Below are 17,125 nucleotides of genomic sequence, written 5' to 3' on the forward strand. Positions count from 1 at the left end.
CGGTGGGTCAGCAGGACCCGGCGCCGAACGGGCCGGGATCGTTCAACAGGGCGGACGCCTCACGCAGCGTGAGGCGTCCGCCCCGCTCGTACGCGGCCAGGTAGTCGTCCCCGCCCAGCAGTTCGCGGGCCGCGGCGACGCACCGGGCGTGCTCGCTGCGCTCCATGAACGAGCCGGGCATGCCGCTGATGCCGTCGTGGGCGCCGAGCAGTTCGGCGGCGCGGCGGGCGGCGGCGGGCTCGTCGAACGCGCGGGCGTACTCGACCAGGGCGCCGGCCACCGGGGTCATCAGCATCATCGCCATGTGCTCGACGAAGACGGTGGCGCCGGCCTCGACCTCGGTCATCGCGCGGCGCCCGGCCCGCATCAGCTCCAGCCCGGCCACCGGGTCGCCGGCCCGGGCCACCACCCAGCCGCGGATGCAGCCGACGATGCCGGTGAACACCGAGGGCACCGGGCCGCGCGCGCCGGGGTCGACCGGCAGCTCGTCGAGCACCGCGAGCGCCCCCGCGTAGTCGCCGCGCCGCGCGGACAGGTTGCACAGCACCAGCCGCCCGTACATCCGGGCGCCCTCGGCGTCGGTCCGGTCCTCGGACGCGGCGGCGACCGCCTCGCGGACCATCCGCTCGCCGGCCTCCGGGTCGCGCTCGGCCAGCACCTCGCCGAGCCGGGCCCGCAGCATCGGGACCTCCTGGTGGGCGCCGAGCTGGACGGAGAGCTCGATGGCCTGCCGGAAGGCCGCCTCGGCCTGGGCGGCGTCGCCGGACTTGGTGGCGTTCTCGGCCTTGCCGGAGAGCGCGTCGGACATCCCCCAGCGGTCGCCCAGCGCGGTGTAGAGGGCGAGCGCCTCCTCGCTGTCGGCGATCGCCTGGTCCAGCGCGCCGGCCAGGTCGTTGAGCAGCCGGGCCCGCAGTTGCAGGGCGAAGGCCAGGTCGAGCGGGCCGCCGTGCACCCGGGCGCCGGCCACCGCGTCGTCCATCACCTCGCGGGTGCGCTCCATCTCGCCGGTGAGGAAGACGGTGAACACCCGGGCGAGCACCGGCTGCCGGTAGGACTGCGGCAGGTCGGGGGTGTAGGTGGCCAGGATGCGTTCGGCGGTGTCCAGCGCGCCCGAGCTGTCGAGCAGGCCCAGGTCGCCGGAGAACAGGCTGATCAGCCGGTGCAGGCCGAGCTGGCGGCGGGCCTCGTCGAGCAGTTCGGGCGGCATCGGCAGCGGCGCGTCCAGCGGCCCGGCGGTGAGCGGGACGGCCGGCGGGGCGTCGTCGGCGTACGGGTCGGGGCCGAGCGCGGCGACCGCGTCGTACCAGGAACGGGACTCGGCGCGGTAGTCGCGCAGCATCCAGTAGCCGGCCATCGACAGGACCAGGACGAGGCCCTCCTGCTCCCGGCCGGTGTCGACGGCGCGGCGCAGCGCGGCCCGGACGTTCTCCTGCTCGCGGTCGAGGCGGGCGAGTTCGTCGAGCTGACCGGGGCCGTGCAGGTTCAGGTAGGCGGTGCGGCTGAGTTCGCGGTAGTGGGCGGTGTGGCGGTGGCCGGTCTCGGGTTCGGCGGCCTCGGCGAGGCGTTCGGCGGCGTACTCGTGGATGGTCTCCAGCATCCAGTAGCGGGGCTGCTCACCCAGCCCGGCCACCAGAAGGGACTTGTCGACCAGCGAGAGCAGCAGGTCGGCGACCTCCTCGCGGCGCACCAGCTCGCCGTCGGCGACGACCTGCTCGGCGGCCTCCAGGGTGCAGCCGCCGGCGAACACCGACAGCCGGCGCAGCGCGGCGCGCTCGCGGTCGCCGAGCAGGTCCCAGGACCAGTCGACGACGGCGCGCAGGGTCTGCTGGCGGGGCAGCAGGGTCCGGGAGCCCGCCGTGAGCAGGGCGAACCGGGAGTCGAGGCGGTCGGCGAGCTGGCGCGGGGTCATGCCGCGCAGCCGGGCGGCGGCCAGTTCGATGGCCAGCGGCAGGCCGTCCAGGCGGCGGCAGATCTCGGCGCAGGCGGCCGGGTCCTGGTCGGTGCGGAAGCCGGGGCGGGCGGCGGCGCCGCGCTCGGCGAGCAGGCGCAGCGCGGTCGGGTCGGGCAGCGGCTCGACCGGCAGCACGGACTCGCCGGGGACGCCGAGCGGTTCGCGGCTGGTGGCGAGCACGGTGACGCCGGGGCAGTCGGCGAGCAGCCGGTCGGCGAGGTCGGCGGCGGCCTGGATGACGTGCTCGCAGTTGTCGAGCAGCAGCAGGACGCGGCGGCGGCCGAGGTGGTCGACCAGCCGGGAGACCGGGTCCTTGCGGCCGCCCTCGATGGCCTCGGCGACGGCGCCGCCGGTGTGCAGCACGGTCTCGCGCAGGCCGAGCGCGGAGGCGACGGCGTCGGGGACGGCGGCCGGGTCCTCCAGCGGGGCGAGTTCGACCTGCCAGACGCCGCCGGGCCAGCGGGCGGCGTCCTGCTCGCGGCGGCCGGCCTCGACCGACAGCCTGGTCTTGCCGGAGCCGCCGGGGCCGGTCAGGGTGGTGAGCCGGCCGGCCGTCAGGGCGTCGGCCACGGTGGTGAGTTCGCCGTCCCGGCCGACGAAGCTGGTCCGGCCGGGGCGGAGGTTGCCGGCCGCCGGGGCGGTCGGCGGCGCGGCGGCGGGGGCCGGGGCGGGGGGCGCCTCGGCGCGCAGCAACTCCTGGTGCAGGGCGCGCAGTTCGGGGCCGGGGTCGGTGCCGAGCCGGTCGGCCAGGGTGCGCCGGACCTCCTCGTAGCGGCCGAGCGCCTCGGCGGTGCGGCCGGCGGCCCGCAGGGCGCGCAGCTGGAGGGCCTGGAGCTGCTCGTCGAAGGGGTGGTCGCGGCAGAGTTCGGCGAGTTCGGCGGTGACCTCGGCGGTGCGGCCGAGGGCGAGCGCGGCGGTCAGCCGGTGCCGGCGGGCCTCCGCGCGCTGGTCCTCCAGGCGGGCGGCGGGGGCGGTGCGGTCGGGCAGGTCGGCCAGGGCCGGGCCGCGCCAGAGCGCGAGCGCGGCGGTGAGCTGCTCGGCGGCGGCGGCCGGGTCGCCGTCCCGGAGGGCGCGGGCGCCGTCGGCGGCCCGGCGCTGGAACTCGGCGACGTCGGTGCGCGGGTCGGTCAGCCAGTACCCGGCGGGCCCGGAGCCGATCTCGGCCCGGCCCACCGTGCGGCGCAGCCGGCCAACCAGGGTCTGCAGCGCGGCGGCGGCGTCCTGCGGCGGCTCGTCGGCCCACACCTCGTCGGCGAGCAGCTCGGCGGGCACGGGACGGCCCTGGCGCAGGGCGAGCGCGGCCAGCAGGGCGCGCAGCCGGGCGCCGCCGAGCGCGACCGGGGTGCCGTCGTCGTGGTGGGCGGTGGTGGTGCCGAGGATGCCGTAGTGCACCCGCCCATTCTGGGGGACGCGCCGGGGGCCGGGCGCACACCCGTGCGGAACGCCCGGCCGGGGGCGGCCCGGGAGCCGGTCGGGGGCCCGGCCGGGGGGCCCGGCCGGGGCGGAACGTCCGTCCGCTCCCGTGCGTTCACCCGGGGCCGCTTGTCTGCCGCGCCCGGTCGGCGGCATGATCGGACGCCTGTCCCGCCCCCCATCCCCGGAGCCCTCTCGTCATGACCTACGCCAGCACCGGCCAGCGCAGCGCGGAGGGCCGGGTCAGCCCGATCTTCCTGGCGCTGGCCGGCACCTTCCTCGCCTCCGGCATCGCGCTGGCCTCGGGCTGGGGCAACGACCGGATGGGCGTGTTCCTGTTCGTGGTGGCGGGCTGGATGGTCTCGCTCTGCCTGCACGAGTACGCGCACGCCCGCACCGCGCTGGCCGGCGGCGACCTCACGGTCGGCACCAAGGGCTACCTGACCCTGAACCCGCTGAAGTACGGGCACGTGGTGCTGAGCTTCGTGCTGCCGGTGGTCTTCGTGATCATGGGCGGGATCGGCCTGCCCGGCGGCGCGGTGTACATCGAGCGGGACCGGATCTCCGGCCGGCTCAAGCACAGCCTGATCTCGGCGGCCGGGCCGCTGGTGAACGTGGCGTTCGGCGTGGTGACGCTGGTGCTGATCAGCCAGGGCTGGTTCGACAACCCGGACCTGCCGTCGAGCGCCGACGGCATCGAGTACCCGCTCTCGCCGCTGCCGGCCGCGCTGGGCTTCCTCGCCTACCTCCAGGTCACCGCGGCGATCCTGAACCTGCTGCCGGTGCCCGGCCTGGACGGCTACGGCATCGTCGAGCCCTGGCTGTCGTACCGGACCCGCCGGGCGATCGCGCCGTACGCGCCGTACGGCATGCTGCTGCTGTTCGCGCTGGTGTGGCAGAGCCAGGTCGGGCAGTGGCTCCAGGAGGGGACGCTGCACGTCTTCGACCTGTTCGGCGTCGACCCGGTCTACCCGGCGCTCGGCGACCACCTGTTCCGGTTCTGGCAGAACTAGAACGGGCGGGAGCCGGCGGTCCGGTGGCGGCTCAGCCCCGGTCGGCGGCGGTCGCGGCGCGGCGCTCGGCGCGGTCCTTGCGGACGTGGTACCAGGCGATGTTGCTGGCCACGCCCGCCATCAGGATCCACACCACGCCCAGCCAGTTGCCCTTGACGAAGGAGACCACCGCGGCGGTCACTGCCAGGACGAGGACGATCGAGGCGTACAGGGCGTTGCGGGGCATGGCGGGGGCTCCTCGGAGTGGCGGTGTGCCCGGCCATTCTCGCCGACCGAACGGGTCCGCCGGGCCCGGGGGTGGGACCCGGCGGGGCGCGCGCCGGGGCGCGGGCGGGGCCGCGGCGCGCGCCGGGCTCACACGTCGGTGATCCGCAGGCCCGCGTGGGCCTTGTAGCGGCGGTTGACCGAGATCAGGTTGGCGACCAGCGACTCCACCTGGTGGGCGTTGCGCAGCCGCCCGGCGAAGACGCCGCGCATGCCGGGGATCCGGGAGGCCAGCGCCTGCACGGTGTCGGTGGCGGCCCGGTCCTCGCCGAGCACCATCACGTCGGTGTCGATCCGCTCCACGCCCTCGTCCTGGAGCAGCACCGCCGACAGGTGGTGGAAGGCGGCGGTGACGGTGGAGTCGGGCAGCAGCGCGGCGGCCTGCTGGGCGGCCGAGCCCTCGGGGACCTGGAGCGGGTAGGCGCCCTGCTTGTCGAAGCCCAGCGGGTTGACGCAGTCCACCACGATCTTCCCGGCGAGTTCGGCGCGCAGCGAGGTCAGCGTCTCGGCGTGGCCGTCCCACGGCACCGCGACGATCACCACGTCGCTGGCGGCGGCGCAGGCCGCGTTGTCGGCGCCGCGGATGCCCAGGCCCAGTTCGGCGGCGCAGGCCGCGGCGCGTTCGGCGCTGCGGGAGCCGACCACCACCTGCTGTCCGGCCCTGGCCAGCCGCAGGGCGAGGCCGCGGCCCTGGTCGCCGGTGCCGCCGATGACCCCCACCACGAGGTGGGAGACGTCGGGCAGGTTCCGGCCGGGTCCGGCCGTCGCGTTCGGGGCCGTCGCGTCCGTGGCCGTCTCGTCCGGGGCCGTCTCGTCAGCCGCCGTCGCGGGCACTGCCGTCGCGTTCACTGAATCGGGTTGCGTCATGGCCAAGATCCTGCCAAACCGGGCGTCGGGGCAGCATGCTGTCGCGCATGGACGCGGTGAGAGTTTCCGCACTCCGGCAGTCGCTGGCCGGCACCGGCTGGCCCGAACGGGCGGGCGCCTTCGCCTCCGCGCTGCGCGGCTCGGTGACCAGGCGCAGCGCGACCGGCCTGCTGCTGGTCGGCACCCCCCGCTACGAGCCGTGGCACCTGGCGGCGCACCTGAGCGACGAGGCCGCCTACGGGGGCCTGCCGGAGCTGGCCCCGACGCTGCTGCGGCACGCCGTCCCGACCGGCGCGCCGGAGCACCTGGCCTGCGGGCTGCCCCGGCTCGCGGAGGCGCGCACCGGCGCGACGGTGCTGCTGGTGGCGCCCGGCCCGGCCGACGCGCCGCTGCTGGAGCGGCTGGACGACGCCCGCCGGGCCGGGGCGGTGCTGCTGGCCCTGGACGACGGCGACCCGGAGCTGACCGACCTGGCGCACGAGCGGCTCACCGTGCCGGAGGCCGCGCCGGAGCCGTTCGAGCTGGTCCAGCACCTGGTCAGCTCGGCCGCCGCGACCGCCCCGTCGCGCTCCCGGCTGTCCCGGCTGGCGGAGCGGCTGGCCGCCTCGCCGGTGCTGCGCTGGTAGCCGGGGCCGTCCGGGCCCAGACCGGAGCCGCCCCGGCCGTGCCGCCACCGCCACCGCCATCGCCATCGCCATCGCCACCGTCGCCCCTCGCCGCCGCAGCTCCGGAAAACCGGTTGCCCCGGCCCGTCCCGGTCGCGCACCATCTGGCCATGTGACACGTACCGCCCCGTTCCTCCGCAGGCTCCTCCCGGATCTCACGCCCTGGCGCGCCTCCCGGGACTTCCGGCTGCTCTGGGCGTCGGGGTGCGTGACCGGCTTCGGCAGTTTCCTGTCGTTCGTGGCGCTGCCGATCCAGCTCAAGCAGCTGACCGACTCGACCTTCGCGGTGGGCCTGGTCGGCGCGTTCGAGCTGGTGCCGCTGGTGGTGTTCGGCCTGTGGGGCGGCGCCCTGGCGGACGCGCTGGACCGGCGGCGCCTGGTGCTGCTCAGCGAGGCCGGGCTGGCCCTGCTGTCGGCGCTGCTGCTGGCCAACGCGCTGCTGCCGCACCCGCTGCTGTGGCCGATCTACCTGGTCGCGGCGCTGACGGCGGCGCTGGCCGGGCTCCAGCGCCCGGCGCTGGACTCGATGGTGCCCCGGGTGGTGGCGCACGACCAGCTGCCCGCCGCGTTCGCCCTCAACTCGCTGTACCGCAACGTCGCCTCGGTGGCCGGCCCGCCGCTGGCGGGCGTGGTGGTCGCGGTGGCCGGCGCCCGCAGCGCCTACGCGCTGGACGTGCTGACCTTCCTGCTCTCGCTGGCGCTGATCGTCCGGATGCGGCCGGTGCCGCCCGCCGAGAGCGCCGAGGCCCCCTCGCTGCGCACCATCGGCCAGGGCCTGGCGTACGCCTGGAGCCGCAAGGACCTGCTGGGCACGTACGCGATCGACCTGGTGGCGATGGTGTTCGCCTACCCGGTGGCGCTGTACCCGTTCCTGGCCGCGGAGCTGGACGCGGAGTGGGCGCTGGGCCTGCTGTACGGGGCGACGGCGGCCGGGGCGCTGGTGGTGGCGGCCACCGGCGGCTGGACGGCCCGGGTGCACCGGCACGGCCGGATGCTGCTGTTCGCGGCGCTCGGCTGGGGCGGGGCGGTGGCGCTGGCCGGGCTGGTCGGGAACATCTGGCTGGTGCTGCTGTTCCTGGCACTGGCCGGCGGGGCCGACCAGGTCAGCGGGGTGGCCCGGTCGACGATCTGGAACCAGTCCATCCCCGACGGGCTGCGCGGGCGGCTCGCCGGGGTGGAGGTGCTCTCCTACTCGGTGGGCCCGCAGCTGGGCCAGGTGCGGGCCGGCGGGATGGCGGCGCTGGCCGGGGTGCGCGGCTCGATCTGGGCCGGTGGCGCGCTGTGCGTGCTGGGCGTGCTGGCGCTGACCGCGGCGATCCCGAAGCTGCTGGCCTGGGACTCGCGCACCGACCCGCACGCGCTGGCGGTGCGGGACCAGCACGAGCGCCAGGCCGCCGGCGTCTCCTGACGGTCCGTCAGCCCTTGGGCTCGTCGTCGTTCCAGCGCGGGTCGTCCCGCCACTCCTGGTTCCGCTCGGCCGCGGTCTCCAGGGCGTGCGCGGCCTCCTCCCGGCTCGCGTACGGGCCGAGCCGGTCCTTGGCCGGGCAGTCCGGGCCCTCCTCGACCTTGCCGTGCTTGATGCAGTAGAACCACTCCCCCGGTTGCCCGGTGGGCTTGCGGCCGAACGCCATCGTCTGGTCTCCCGTCCTGGTGGGCGCCGCGGCGGGCGGGCCGCGGCGGTCGGTGGTGATCCTTTCCCGCCGCGGCGGCCCTACACGCGGCCGGGGGCGGGCGGGCGGCGGCCGATACACTCGCCGTCATGGCTCTGGTACCCGGCACGCTGTCCCCCACCCGCAAGGTCCCCGCGCACATCGCGCGTCCGGAGTACGTCGGCAAGCCCGCGCCGACGCCGTACACCGGCCCCGAGGTGCAGGACGCGGAGACGATCGAGAAGATGCGGATCGCCGGCCGGATCGCGGCGCGGGCGATGGCCGAGGCGGCGAAGCTGATCGCCCCCGGCGTCACCACCGACGAGCTGGACGCCGTCGCGCACGCCTACATGTGCGACCACGGCGCGTACCCGTCGGACCTCGGCTACCGGGGCTTCCCGAAGTCGATCTGCACCTCGATCAACGAGGTGATCTGCCACGGCATCCCGGACTCGACGGTGCTGCGGGACGGCGACATCGTGAACATCGACGCCACCGCGTTCATCCACGGCGTGCACGGCGACCTGAACGCCACCTACCTGTGCGGCGAGGTGGACGAGGAGTCCCGGCTGCTGGTCGAGCGGACCGAGGAGTCGCTGAACCGGGCGATCAAGGCGGTCAAGCCGGGCCGGCAGGTCAACGTGATCGGCCGGGTGATCGAGTCGTACGCCAAGCGCTTCGGCTACGGGGTGGTGCGCGACTTCACCGGCCACGGCATCAACACCTCGTTCCACTCCGGCCTGATCATCCCGCACTACGACAGCGACCGGGCCACCCAGGTGATCAAGCCCGGGATGACCTTCACCATCGAGCCGATGCTCACCCTGGGCAGCTACGACTACGACATCTGGCCGGACGGCTGGACGGTGGTCACCAAGGACCGCAAGCGGACCGCCCAGTTCGAGCACACCCTGCTGGTCACCGCGGACGGCGCGGAGATCCTCACCCTGCCCTGACGCCCCGGCACCCGCTCTGACGGCGCGGCACGGCGGCCCGCCACCCCCTGCGGCAGGGGGAGGCGGGCCGCTGCCGCGCACAATCGTTCCTGCTGGTCGGCCGGGCGGCCGGTTCAGCCGATCAGCCACTGCTCCTGGGCCACCGCGCCGACCTCGGTGCACGCGTCGGTCAGCACGTCCAGCACCCGCAGCGGGTCCGGCAGGGGCTGCTCGGGGCCGCGCAGCCAGCGCACCTCGGAGCCGTCCGGCAGCGCGGCCGGCGGGACGAGGGTGTACGAGCCGCGGCAGTGCCAGCGCAGGCCGGGGTGCTCGGAGACGGTGTCGGGGGTGGAGTCCAGCGCGCTGGTCCACCACTCGTCCTCGTCCTGCGGGGTGCCGCGGGTCGCGGTGAAGAACAGGTAGCGGTCGGCGCCGACCGCGGCGACCGGGCCGCCCACGCCGAGCGCGTCCAGCCGCCGCAGGGCGAGCACGCCGGCCTCGGCCGGCACGTCCAGCACGTCGTGCGCGCGACCGGTGGCGGTGACGAAGTTCGCCTCCGGGTCCCGGTCGAGCCAGCGCGCCACCTGCTCGGCGTCGGTGGTGGCCTGGGACTGCCAGGCGAAGGAGAGCGGGTGCTGGGCCGGGGCCGGACAGCCGACCCGGTCGCACGAGCACCGGTACCCGGCCGGGTGCGCCGCGGGCGCCACCGGGAAACCCGCCCCGGCCGCCCCCAGCAGCAGATCCAGCCTCGCGGCCGCGTCCCCTCCGGCGCCGGGGCGGTCCCGCCGCTCCCGCCGCCACCAGGACGTCCACCTGCTGCTGGTTTCCATCTGGCCCCTTCCGCACGCACCTGTCCGAGTCGCCGTGCCAGGTACGGCACGGCCACCGACGCAACAACCGACGCCAACGCACGGAGCCGCTCGCTGCTTCCCGGAGGGGTGCACCGCGCGCGGGGGCGTCCTGCCGTCGACCGGGCCGGGGTCTCCGGGCGGCCGACGTCCGGGGTCGGGTACGGGGCGCGAGAGTCGCGCCCGGCGGGCGGACGCGCCTCGGCGCGCCCCGCCCGACCCGTACGGGCCCGCGGACCCGGGTGAACCCCGGGGGCGTACGTAGCAGGATAAGGCTCCCGGAACCCTCCGGATGACCGGGAGCGGTGCCGCCCCCGTCACACCCGCTCCACACCCCCGGCCCGGAACGGACATACCCGGCCGGTCCGCCTCCCCGGCGGCGCGCCTACCCTTGGTCGGGTGAAGAGCGCCGACACCGAGTTCACCGGGGGCCCGCTGGACGGCCGGGTCCTGCCGGTCCTGCTGGGCATGATGCACAGCGTCCCCAAGGTCTACCGGGTGCCCGTCCCCGCGCACGGAGACACCCCGGCGACCACCCTGGTCTACCGCCGCGCCAAGGAGTACGGCCCCAAGGGGCGCTACCGCTGGCGCTACGAGTACGACCCCGAGGGCTGACCCGGCCCCGGCCCCGCCCGCCCCCCGTCGTCTCAGTCCTCCTCGGCCAGGATCAGGTAGAGCTTCTTCTTCGTCTCGGCCAGCACCGCGAGGCCCTTGGCCCGCTGCTCCTCGGTGCCGGTCGCCATGACCTGCCGCACCGCCTGGTCCACCGCCGCGAGCGCGATGCCGACCTCCTGCACGGCCTCCCAGTCGCCCTGCCGACCGGCCTCGTCCCACGGGGACTCACCGGCCCGCTCGGCCTCGGCCAGGCCCTGCTCGGTCAGTTCGAACAGCTTCTTGCCGGACTCCTCGTTGGCCTTGATCAGCCCCTCCTCCTCCAGCATCTGGAGCGTCGGGTACACCGAGCCCGGGCTGGGCCGCCAGACCCCGCCGGTGCGCTCACCGATCTCGGTGATCATCTCGTAGCCGTGCATCGGCCGCTCCCGCAGCAGCGCGAGCAGCGAGGCCCGCACGTCACCGCGCCTGGCCCGCCCCCCGCGCCGACCGCCTCCGTGCCCACGCGGTCCGTGCCCGCCGAACCCCCGCCCACGCGGCCCGAACCCGGGCCCGAACGGCGGCATCGGCCGCCCCGGCGCCCCGAACGGCCCGAACGCGGCCCGCCCCTCGAACTCGTCGGCCCCCTCACCGGGCACCCCGGCACGCCCCGACCGCCCCGGGCCCTCGGCCCAACGACGCCGGCCTTCTCCACCAAAACGCTTGTCGTAACGCATGACGAACACCTGTCTTTCCACAGTCCGGACGCTCCGACTACCGAAGCATCTCGATACCTCAACGATATATCGCTAACTATCGGATGGCAACCCGTTCCGACACCTTCCGATCCGCCTCGCCGCACTCCGACCGACTGGGCCGGGGTCCGGGTCCGGGCGGTGGAGTCGACGGGAGCGAGCGGGAGCCGGACCGGGCGCTGCGGGTGGGGCGGGGGATCATGCGCGCACGACCACTGCACTGATCACCTGGCTGCACGAGCAGCTCGACGCCGACGAGGCGACCTGCTCGCCGCCTGGCGCGACCCGGAGCACGCCGGCCCCGAGGACCGCGACAGCCACGGCATCGACTGGTCGGTGGGAGTCCTCGCGGCGACCGCCTACTCCGATCGCCCGGGATGCCGCGAGGAGTGGGCCCCTGCCGACGACCTAGAGAACGAGTGACCGTCCCATTGCCCAAGGCTTTCCGACGGCGCGTCGTGCTCCAGGCGGAGCGCGGGGAAGATCCGGTGGCGGCGGGCCGGTCGGGGGGTGTGGCCCGGGTGTCGTGGTGGGTGTCCGGCTAGGGTTGCGGTGCATGACGGACAGCTCGATCGGCGAACCGGCGGACATCACCGCGGAGTTGGTGCGGGGCCTGCTGCGCGAGCAGCATCCCGATCTGGCCGGGTTGCCGCTCGTGCCCGGTGCGCGGGGGTGGGACAACCAGCTGTGGCGGCTCGGCGACGGGCTGGCCGTGCGATTGCCCTGGGCGACCGGGTCGGCGGACGCGCTGCTGCGCAAGGAGCACGCCTGGCTGCCCGTGCTCGCGCCGGGGCTGCCGCTGCCGGTGCCCGTCCCGCAGCGGCTGGGTGAGCCGTCCGCGCGGTTCCCGCGGCCCTGGATCGTCACCACCTGGCTGCCCGGCGAGCCCGCCGACCGGGCGCCCGCCACCCGGGCCGGGGCGGGCGACGTGCTGGCAGGCTTCCTGACCGCCCTGCACCGCCCCGCGCCCGCCGCGGCCCCCGCCGGGCGGGGGCGGGGCGGGCGGCTGGCCGACGCCTCCGCGCACTTCGAGCGGCAGCTCGCCTCCGCCGTCGACGCCGACCTGGTCGCCGACCCGGACGCGGTCCGCGCGCTCTGGGCGGACGGTGTCGCCGCGCCGGAGTGGAGCGGCCCGCGGCTGTGGCTGCACGGCGACCTGCACCCGGCCAACGTGCTCACCGCGGACGGCACCTTCTGCGGCGTGATCGACTTCGGCGACCTGTGCGCGGGCGACCCCGCCCTCGACCTGGCCGCCGCCTGGATCCTGCTCCCGGACGCGGCGATCGACCGCTTCCACGCCGCCTACCGCCCCGCCCCCGACCCCGCCACCCTGCGCCGCGCCCGCGCCGTGGCCGCCCAGCGCGCCCTGGCCTGCCTGCTGATCGGGCACGCCGGCGAGCACGGCCGCCCCGGCGGCAAAGCTAAGTGGGGTCCGCCCGCCCGCGCCTCGCTGAACCGCCTGCTCGCCACCGCCGCGGGCTGACCCGCCATCCGACACGGGCCCGCGCCACTCCCACCGACCCGTTCGGACCCACTACCGTGACGCCATGGCAGCCGAACACGACCTCGACGCCCTGCTCTCCGGCCTGCGCCCCGTCCGCAACCCGGGCCGCTACGTGTACTGCACCCTCCCCGGGCGGGTGCCCGCCGGGCTGCGGCCGGTGGTGACGGTGGCCGAACCCGAGGGGGTGACCTTCGTGGTCGCCGAGGAGGAGGCCGACGCGCTCGGCCTGCCGTACACGTACGTCGCCGCCTGGCTGACCCTGCGGGTGCACTCCGCGCTGGAGGCGGTCGGGCTGACCGCCGCCGTCGCCACCGCGCTCGCCGACCACGGGATCGGCTGCAACGTGGTGGCCGGCTTCCACCACGACCACCTGTTCGTGCCCGTCCACGAGGCCGACCGGGCCCTGGAGGCGCTCAACTCGCTCTCGGCGCACCGTTCCTGACTCCTCGGACCGGCCCCGCCCCCGGCCCCGCCCCGGCCCCGGCACCCTGGCCCCGGCGGCCGGGGCGGGTGACAATCCGGGGGAAGGCCCCGCCGGTCCGGACGAGAGGGACGCCGTGTCAGCCGATCCGCAGCAGCCTGCCGCCGACTGGACCGCCGCCACCGCCACCGCACTGGGCGCCCTGCTCGGGGCGGCGGTGGACGGCGGGCAGTTCCCGGGCGGGGTGCTGGTGGCCGGTCAGGCCGGGGCGGGCCGGACGGTGGTCAGCCGCGGGGTGGTCGCCCCCGAGTGCGGCGACGCCCGCCCCGACGAGCACACCCGCTACGACCTGGCCTCGCTGACCAAGGTGCTCGCCACCTGGCCGTTGGTCGGCACCGCCGTCCGCGCCGGGCTGCTCGACCTGGACGCCCCGCTGCGCGCCGTTCTGCCCCAGCTGCCTTCCCCAGGAGGTGAGTTGACGGCGCGCCAACTGCTGAACCACACCTCGGGGCTGCTCCCGCAGACCGGACTGGCCCGCTACCAGCACAGCGGACGGCCGCTGATCGAGCACCTGTGCGCCGAACCGCTGGTCTCGGTGCCCGGCGCGCACCACCGGTACATCGACCGGGGCTTCATCCTGCTCGGACTGCTGCTGCCCGAACTGCTCGGCCAACCACTGGCGGTGCTCGCCGACGCGCTGTGGCGCGGACTCGGCCTGGACGCCACCGCGTACGGCCCGCTGCCGCGCGACAACCGGCTCGCGCCGACCGAGCAGCGGCTGCGCGGCGCGCCCCGGACCTGGGGCATCCCGCACGACCCGAGCGCGGCCCTGCTCGGCGGGGTGGCCGGGCACGCCGGGGTGTTCTCGTCCGCCGCCGACCTGGCCGCCTTCGCCGAACACCTGCTCGCCCCGTCCGGCCCGCTGCCCGAGTGGTTCGCGCTGAGCCGCCGCCCGCTGGTCCCCGTCGAACCGGACCTGGCCCGGGGCCTGGCCTGGATCGTCACCGCGAAGGGCTCGGTCGCCTACCACCACGGCTTCACCGGCACCAGCCTCTACCTGGCCCCGCGCACCCGCCGCTTCGTGGTGCTCTGCACCAACGCCGTCTACCACGGCTGGGACCGCACCCGGCTGGCCGAGCTGCGCGCCCGCGCGCTGCGCTCCCTGCTGCCCGGCGACTGACCGCGCGGCACCCAGCGGCCGGGCGAGGAACGGGCGGGGGCAGTCGGGAGCCGGGCGAAGGGCGAGTGGGGGCGGGCAGGGGCGGATTCACCCGGACGGAGTCGCCCGAATGCCCGGGGGCGGCCGGGGGCGGAGGGTCGGGGCAAGACCTGCTTCGGCCTAGGAGGTTCCATGAGCTCGTCTGTCGGTCCGACCGCGACACCGCCCGCCGGTCCCCGCTCCGGTGGTACCGCCGGTGGTCCCCAGGGCCACCGGAATAGGGGCTGGGTCTCCGGGATGGTGCTGTTCGCGGGTGTGGTGATGCTGGTCAACGGCATCCTCGAGGTGTTCCACGGGATCATGGCGATCGCCGAGGACGACGTCTTCGTCAGCACGCCGCGGTACGTCTTCCGGTTCGATCTGACCTCCTGGGGCTGGATCCACCTGGTGATCGGCGCGCTGGTCGCGCTGGCCGGCTTCTTCGTCATCCAGGGCGCGGCCTGGGCCAGGATCGTCGGTATCTTCCTGGCCGCGCTGAGCCTGATCGGCAGCTTCCTGGCGCTGCCGTACTACCCGCTGTGGTCACTGGTGATCATCGCGCTGGACGTGTTCGTGATCTGGGCGCTGTGCGCCTACCGGGAGGACTGAGCCGCCGCCCGGGTATGCCGTGGGGGCCCCGCGAGCCCGCTCCTCCGGGGGGCGGGCCCGCGGGGTGGTGCGCCGCCGGGCGTGGGGGGTGGCCGGCGGCGGCGCCCGGGGCGGGTCACCTGTTGAGCACGGCCGCACCCGCCTGGGCGAACTGCTCGTCCTGGTCGGCGCTCGGGGCGCCGGCCACGCCGACGGCCGCGATCGGGGCGCCCTTGACCTGGACCGGGGCGCCGCCACCCAGGAACAGGGTGCCGGGGATGTCCTTCAGGTTCGGGGCCTGGGCCAGGCGCTTGACCAGCTCGGAGGTCGGCGCGTTCCAGGACACCGCGGTGTACGCCTTGCGCTCGGCCGACTCGAAGGACTGCGGGCCCGAGCCGTCGCCGCGCAGCTCGACGATCACGCTGCCGTTGCGGTCGACGACGGCGACGGAGACCTTCTGACCGGCCTTGGCGGCGGCGTCCAGGCTGGCCTGGGCGGCCTTGGTGGCGGCCTCGACCGTCAGGTGGGTGGACTGGAAGGTGTTCTTGTCCTGCACGTCGGCGTGGACGGCACCGGCCGGGGCCGCCTGCGGGGTCTCGGCGCCGGCGGAGACGGCGCCGACGACGCCGGCACCGACCGCGACGACCGTGACGGCACCGGTGACGACGCGGGTGCGGGTGCTCAGCTTCTTCATTTTCGGCTCCTGTATCGGGTGCATCGGGCGTATCGGGGATCGGGAGGGGGTTCGTTCGGCGCCGGATCGCGGTGCGCCCCGGCCTCGCCACCCATGTTTCGCCCCGGCACCCCCTCCCCGGATCGGCGAACCGGCTCGCTCTGCGGCGCATGATGGACGACATCCGTGTCAGCCGATCGGTGGATGTGCGGGCCGCCGTCCCGGTCCACCATCGCTATGACGGGCGTGACGCAGCGTGACGCTCCGCGAGCGGAGGTGACGCGCCGTGCGCCCGTCGGGAGGCCCGGAGCGTGCCGACGGCACGTCGGCAGCACGTCGGCAGCACGCCGACGGCACGCAGGCAGCACGCCGCCGGGAACGACGAGGACGAAGGAGGCAGCCATGATGCGTCAACCCCTGTCCCGGGCCGTCGACCCGGACGCGGGCTGGCTCACGGTCGTCATGCGGCTGGCCTTCGTCCTGCTGCTCGGCACCTCGCTGGCGAGGTACCTGGCGCACCACCTGTCCAGCCCGCTGACACCGTGGGTGGTGGGGCTGAGCCTGGCGCTGGCCGTGGGCCACCTGTCCGGGCTGTCCGAGCGGCGGCAGCCCTGGCTGGCGGCGGTGCTGGCCAGCTGGGCGGTGCTGGTGCTGATGGCGCCGAGCTTCGCCTGGTGCGCCGTCCCGCTGGTGTACACGGTGCTCCGGGCGCTGCCGCCGCGGGCCGCGATCCCGCTGGTGACGGCGCTGACGGTGCTGGTGGTGGTCTCCGAGCTGCGGCTGCCCGGCGGCTTCGACCCGACGATGCTGCTGCTGCCCCCGGCCGTCGCCGCGCTGGCCACCGCGGTGTTCCTGTACATGCAGCGGCAGGGCGCCCGGCAGCGGAAGCTGATCATCGACCTGATCCGCACCCGGCGGGAGCTGGCCGCGGTGGAGCGCCGGCAGGGCGCGCTGGCCGAGCGGGAGCGGCTGTCCGTCGAGATCCACGACACCCTCGCCCAGGGCCTGTCCAGCCAGCGGATGCTGCTCCAGGCCGCGGAGCGGACGTGGGAGCAGGATCCGGCGGCCGCCCGCGGCCACGTCCGGACGGCCGCCGCGATCGCCGCGCGGAACCTCGCGGAGGCCCGCCGCTTCGTCCACGACCTGGCCCCGGCCGACCTCGCGGAGCAGGGCACCCTGGAGGCTGCGCTGGCCGCGCTGGCCGACCGGGAGGCCGCCGAGAGCGGCCTGGCCGTCCGCTTCCACCTGGACGGGGCCCCCGCGCCGATGCCGGCCGCCGCGCAGTCCGCGCTGCTGCGGATCGCCCAGGGCGCGCTGGCCAACACCAGGGAGCACGCCCGGGCCGAGCACGCCTCGATCACGCTGTCCTACCTGGGCGACCAGGCGGTGCTGGACGTCGCGGACGACGGTCGCGGCTTCACCCCGGGCCGGTCCGGGCGGGGCGAACGGCCCGAGCGGGCCGAGCCCGGCGACCGCGGCACGTACGACGACCGCGGCACGTACGACGACCGCGGCGCGCTCGGCGGACGCGGCGAGCGGGCGGTCGATGGGAGCCGGGGGCACGGGCTTCCGGCGATGCGGGCCCGGCTGCGCCAGCTGGGCGGCACGCTCACCGTCGAGTCCGCCCCGGGCGAGGGCACGGTGGTCTCCGCGGCCATCCCCCTGGAGGGCCGCTGATGGCGGGCCGCTGAGCAGCGATCCGGCGGCGGCGCTCGGCCGCGCCCGCGAAGGCAGTCCGGCGGCGGCCCGGCGTCAGCCCGGCAGCAGCCCGACAGCGAGTCGGTAACCGT

At 75.9% G+C, this 17,125-nt stretch carries 17 protein-coding genes; 10 read left to right on the plus strand and 7 right to left on the minus strand.

Annotation, left to right across the window (positions count from 1 at the left end):
- Positions 1-7: 7 nt before the first annotated feature.
- Complete coding sequence (locus tag ACIQVD_RS02555; RefSeq protein WP_400686853.1) at positions 8-3,343, minus strand: ATP-binding protein; 3,336 nt, start codon at positions 3,341-3,343, stop codon at positions 8-10.
- A gap of 221 nt (positions 3,344-3,564) precedes the next feature.
- Here ACIQVD_RS02555 and ACIQVD_RS02560 point away from each other — a divergent pair, with 221 nt between their 5' ends.
- Entirely contained in the window at positions 3,565-4,377 is an 813-nt protein-coding gene (locus ACIQVD_RS02560) for a site-2 protease family protein (protein WP_402285460.1), read from the plus strand.
- A gap of 31 nt (positions 4,378-4,408) precedes the next feature.
- Here the strand turns inward: ACIQVD_RS02560 and ACIQVD_RS02565 are convergent, their stop codons facing one another.
- A complete protein-coding gene (locus ACIQVD_RS02565) occupies positions 4,409-4,603 on the minus strand; it encodes a hypothetical protein (RefSeq protein ID WP_100835967.1) in 195 nt (64 codons plus the stop codon).
- 128 nt (positions 4,604-4,731) lie between these two features.
- Entirely contained in the window at positions 4,732-5,508 is a 777-nt protein-coding gene (npdG, locus tag ACIQVD_RS02570) for an NADPH-dependent F420 reductase (RefSeq protein ID WP_402285463.1), read from the minus strand.
- Between the two features lie 47 nt (positions 5,509-5,555).
- Between npdG and ACIQVD_RS02575 the strand changes: the two genes are divergently transcribed.
- Entirely contained in the window at positions 5,556-6,134 is a 579-nt protein-coding gene (locus ACIQVD_RS02575) for a hypothetical protein (protein WP_402285465.1), read from the plus strand.
- Between the two features lie 151 nt (positions 6,135-6,285).
- The gene (locus ACIQVD_RS02580) at positions 6,286-7,581 is read left to right on the plus strand and encodes an MFS transporter (protein ID WP_400686845.1); all 1,296 of its coding nucleotides are present in this window, start codon (positions 6,286-6,288) and stop codon (positions 7,579-7,581) included.
- 7 nt (positions 7,582-7,588) lie between these two features.
- Here the strand turns inward: ACIQVD_RS02580 and ACIQVD_RS02585 are convergent, their stop codons facing one another.
- Positions 7,589-7,804: a hypothetical protein gene (locus ACIQVD_RS02585; RefSeq protein WP_100835969.1), complete on the minus strand. Its 216-nt coding sequence runs from the start codon at positions 7,802-7,804 to the stop codon at positions 7,589-7,591.
- Between the two features lie 128 nt (positions 7,805-7,932).
- Between ACIQVD_RS02585 and map the strand changes: the two genes are divergently transcribed.
- Complete coding sequence (map, locus tag ACIQVD_RS02590; RefSeq protein ID WP_100835970.1) at positions 7,933-8,778, plus strand: type I methionyl aminopeptidase; 846 nt, start codon at positions 7,933-7,935, stop codon at positions 8,776-8,778.
- A gap of 113 nt (positions 8,779-8,891) precedes the next feature.
- Here the strand turns inward: map and ACIQVD_RS02595 are convergent, their stop codons facing one another.
- The gene (locus ACIQVD_RS02595) at positions 8,892-9,587 is read right to left on the minus strand and encodes a bifunctional DNA primase/polymerase (protein ID WP_400686842.1); all 696 of its coding nucleotides are present in this window, start codon (positions 9,585-9,587) and stop codon (positions 8,892-8,894) included.
- Positions 9,588-10,004: 417 nt separating this feature from the next.
- Between ACIQVD_RS02595 and ACIQVD_RS02600 the strand changes: the two genes are divergently transcribed.
- A complete protein-coding gene (locus tag ACIQVD_RS02600; protein ID WP_400686840.1) occupies positions 10,005-10,220 on the plus strand; it encodes a hypothetical protein in 216 nt (71 codons plus the stop codon).
- Positions 10,221-10,252: 32 nt separating this feature from the next.
- On the opposite strand, the gene ACIQVD_RS02605 is transcribed toward ACIQVD_RS02600, so the two are convergent.
- The gene (locus ACIQVD_RS02605) at positions 10,253-10,933 is read right to left on the minus strand and encodes a PadR family transcriptional regulator (RefSeq protein WP_402285470.1); all 681 of its coding nucleotides are present in this window, start codon (positions 10,931-10,933) and stop codon (positions 10,253-10,255) included.
- A gap of 574 nt (positions 10,934-11,507) precedes the next feature.
- Here ACIQVD_RS02605 and ACIQVD_RS02610 point away from each other — a divergent pair.
- The 4 genes from ACIQVD_RS02610 (at position 11,508) to ACIQVD_RS02625 (ending at position 14,683) form a co-directional block, all read left to right on the plus strand.
- Complete coding sequence (locus ACIQVD_RS02610) at positions 11,508-12,434, plus strand: phosphotransferase (RefSeq protein ID WP_402285473.1); 927 nt, start codon at positions 11,508-11,510, stop codon at positions 12,432-12,434.
- Positions 12,435-12,498: 64 nt separating this feature from the next.
- Positions 12,499-12,897, plus strand: a complete 399-nt coding sequence (locus ACIQVD_RS02615) for an ACT domain-containing protein (protein WP_400686830.1) — start codon at positions 12,499-12,501, stop codon at positions 12,895-12,897.
- Between the two features lie 115 nt (positions 12,898-13,012).
- Positions 13,013-14,056 (plus strand): serine hydrolase domain-containing protein, encoded by a 1,044-nt coding sequence (locus ACIQVD_RS02620; RefSeq protein ID WP_402285477.1) that lies wholly within the window; start codon positions 13,013-13,015, stop codon positions 14,054-14,056.
- 276 nt (positions 14,057-14,332) lie between these two features.
- Entirely contained in the window at positions 14,333-14,683 is a 351-nt protein-coding gene (locus tag ACIQVD_RS02625) for a hypothetical protein (RefSeq protein ID WP_400686826.1), read from the plus strand.
- A 115-nt stretch (positions 14,684-14,798) separates the two neighbouring features.
- Here ACIQVD_RS02625 and ACIQVD_RS02630 read toward each other — a convergent pair whose 3' ends face one another.
- On the minus strand, positions 14,799-15,356 hold the full coding sequence (locus tag ACIQVD_RS02630) for a heme-binding protein (RefSeq protein WP_402285480.1): 558 nt from the start codon (positions 15,354-15,356) through the stop codon (positions 14,799-14,801).
- A 381-nt stretch (positions 15,357-15,737) separates the two neighbouring features.
- Between ACIQVD_RS02630 and ACIQVD_RS02635 the strand changes: the two genes are divergently transcribed.
- Positions 15,738-17,012 (plus strand): sensor histidine kinase, encoded by a 1,275-nt coding sequence (locus ACIQVD_RS02635; protein ID WP_402285483.1) that lies wholly within the window; start codon positions 15,738-15,740, stop codon positions 17,010-17,012.
- Positions 17,013-17,125 lie beyond the last annotated feature (113 nt).

The sequence above is a fragment of the Kitasatospora sp. NPDC090308 genome (assembly GCF_044769485.1).
Taxonomy (GTDB): domain Bacteria; phylum Actinomycetota; class Actinomycetes; order Streptomycetales; family Streptomycetaceae; genus Kitasatospora; species Kitasatospora fiedleri.

Coding starts and splice junctions, on each gene's coding strand:
- ACIQVD_RS02635 (WP_402285483.1), top strand. CDS start 15,738: ATGATGCGTCAACCCCTGTCCCGGGCCGTCGACCCGGACGCGGGCTGG.
- ACIQVD_RS02615 (WP_400686830.1), top strand. CDS start 12,499: ATGGCAGCCGAACACGACCTCGACGCCCTGCTCTCCGGCCTGCGCCCC.
- ACIQVD_RS02630 (WP_402285480.1), bottom strand. CDS start 15,356: ATGAAGAAGCTGAGCACCCGCACCCGCGTCGTCACCGGTGCCGTCACG.
- npdG (WP_402285463.1), bottom strand. CDS start 5,508: ATGACGCAACCCGATTCAGTGAACGCGACGGCAGTGCCCGCGACGGCG.
- ACIQVD_RS02560 (WP_402285460.1), top strand. CDS start 3,565: ATGACCTACGCCAGCACCGGCCAGCGCAGCGCGGAGGGCCGGGTCAGC.
- ACIQVD_RS02585 (WP_100835969.1), bottom strand. CDS start 7,804: ATGGCGTTCGGCCGCAAGCCCACCGGGCAACCGGGGGAGTGGTTCTAC.
- ACIQVD_RS02625 (WP_400686826.1), top strand. CDS start 14,333: ATGGTGCTGTTCGCGGGTGTGGTGATGCTGGTCAACGGCATCCTCGAG.
- ACIQVD_RS02610 (WP_402285473.1), top strand. CDS start 11,508: ATGACGGACAGCTCGATCGGCGAACCGGCGGACATCACCGCGGAGTTG.
- ACIQVD_RS02605 (WP_402285470.1), bottom strand. CDS start 10,933: ATGCGTTACGACAAGCGTTTTGGTGGAGAAGGCCGGCGTCGTTGGGCC.
- ACIQVD_RS02575 (WP_402285465.1), top strand. CDS start 5,556: ATGGACGCGGTGAGAGTTTCCGCACTCCGGCAGTCGCTGGCCGGCACC.
- ACIQVD_RS02565 (WP_100835967.1), bottom strand. CDS start 4,603: ATGCCCCGCAACGCCCTGTACGCCTCGATCGTCCTCGTCCTGGCAGTG.
- ACIQVD_RS02595 (WP_400686842.1), bottom strand. CDS start 9,587: ATGGAAACCAGCAGCAGGTGGACGTCCTGGTGGCGGCGGGAGCGGCGG.
- map (WP_100835970.1), top strand. CDS start 7,933: ATGGCTCTGGTACCCGGCACGCTGTCCCCCACCCGCAAGGTCCCCGCG.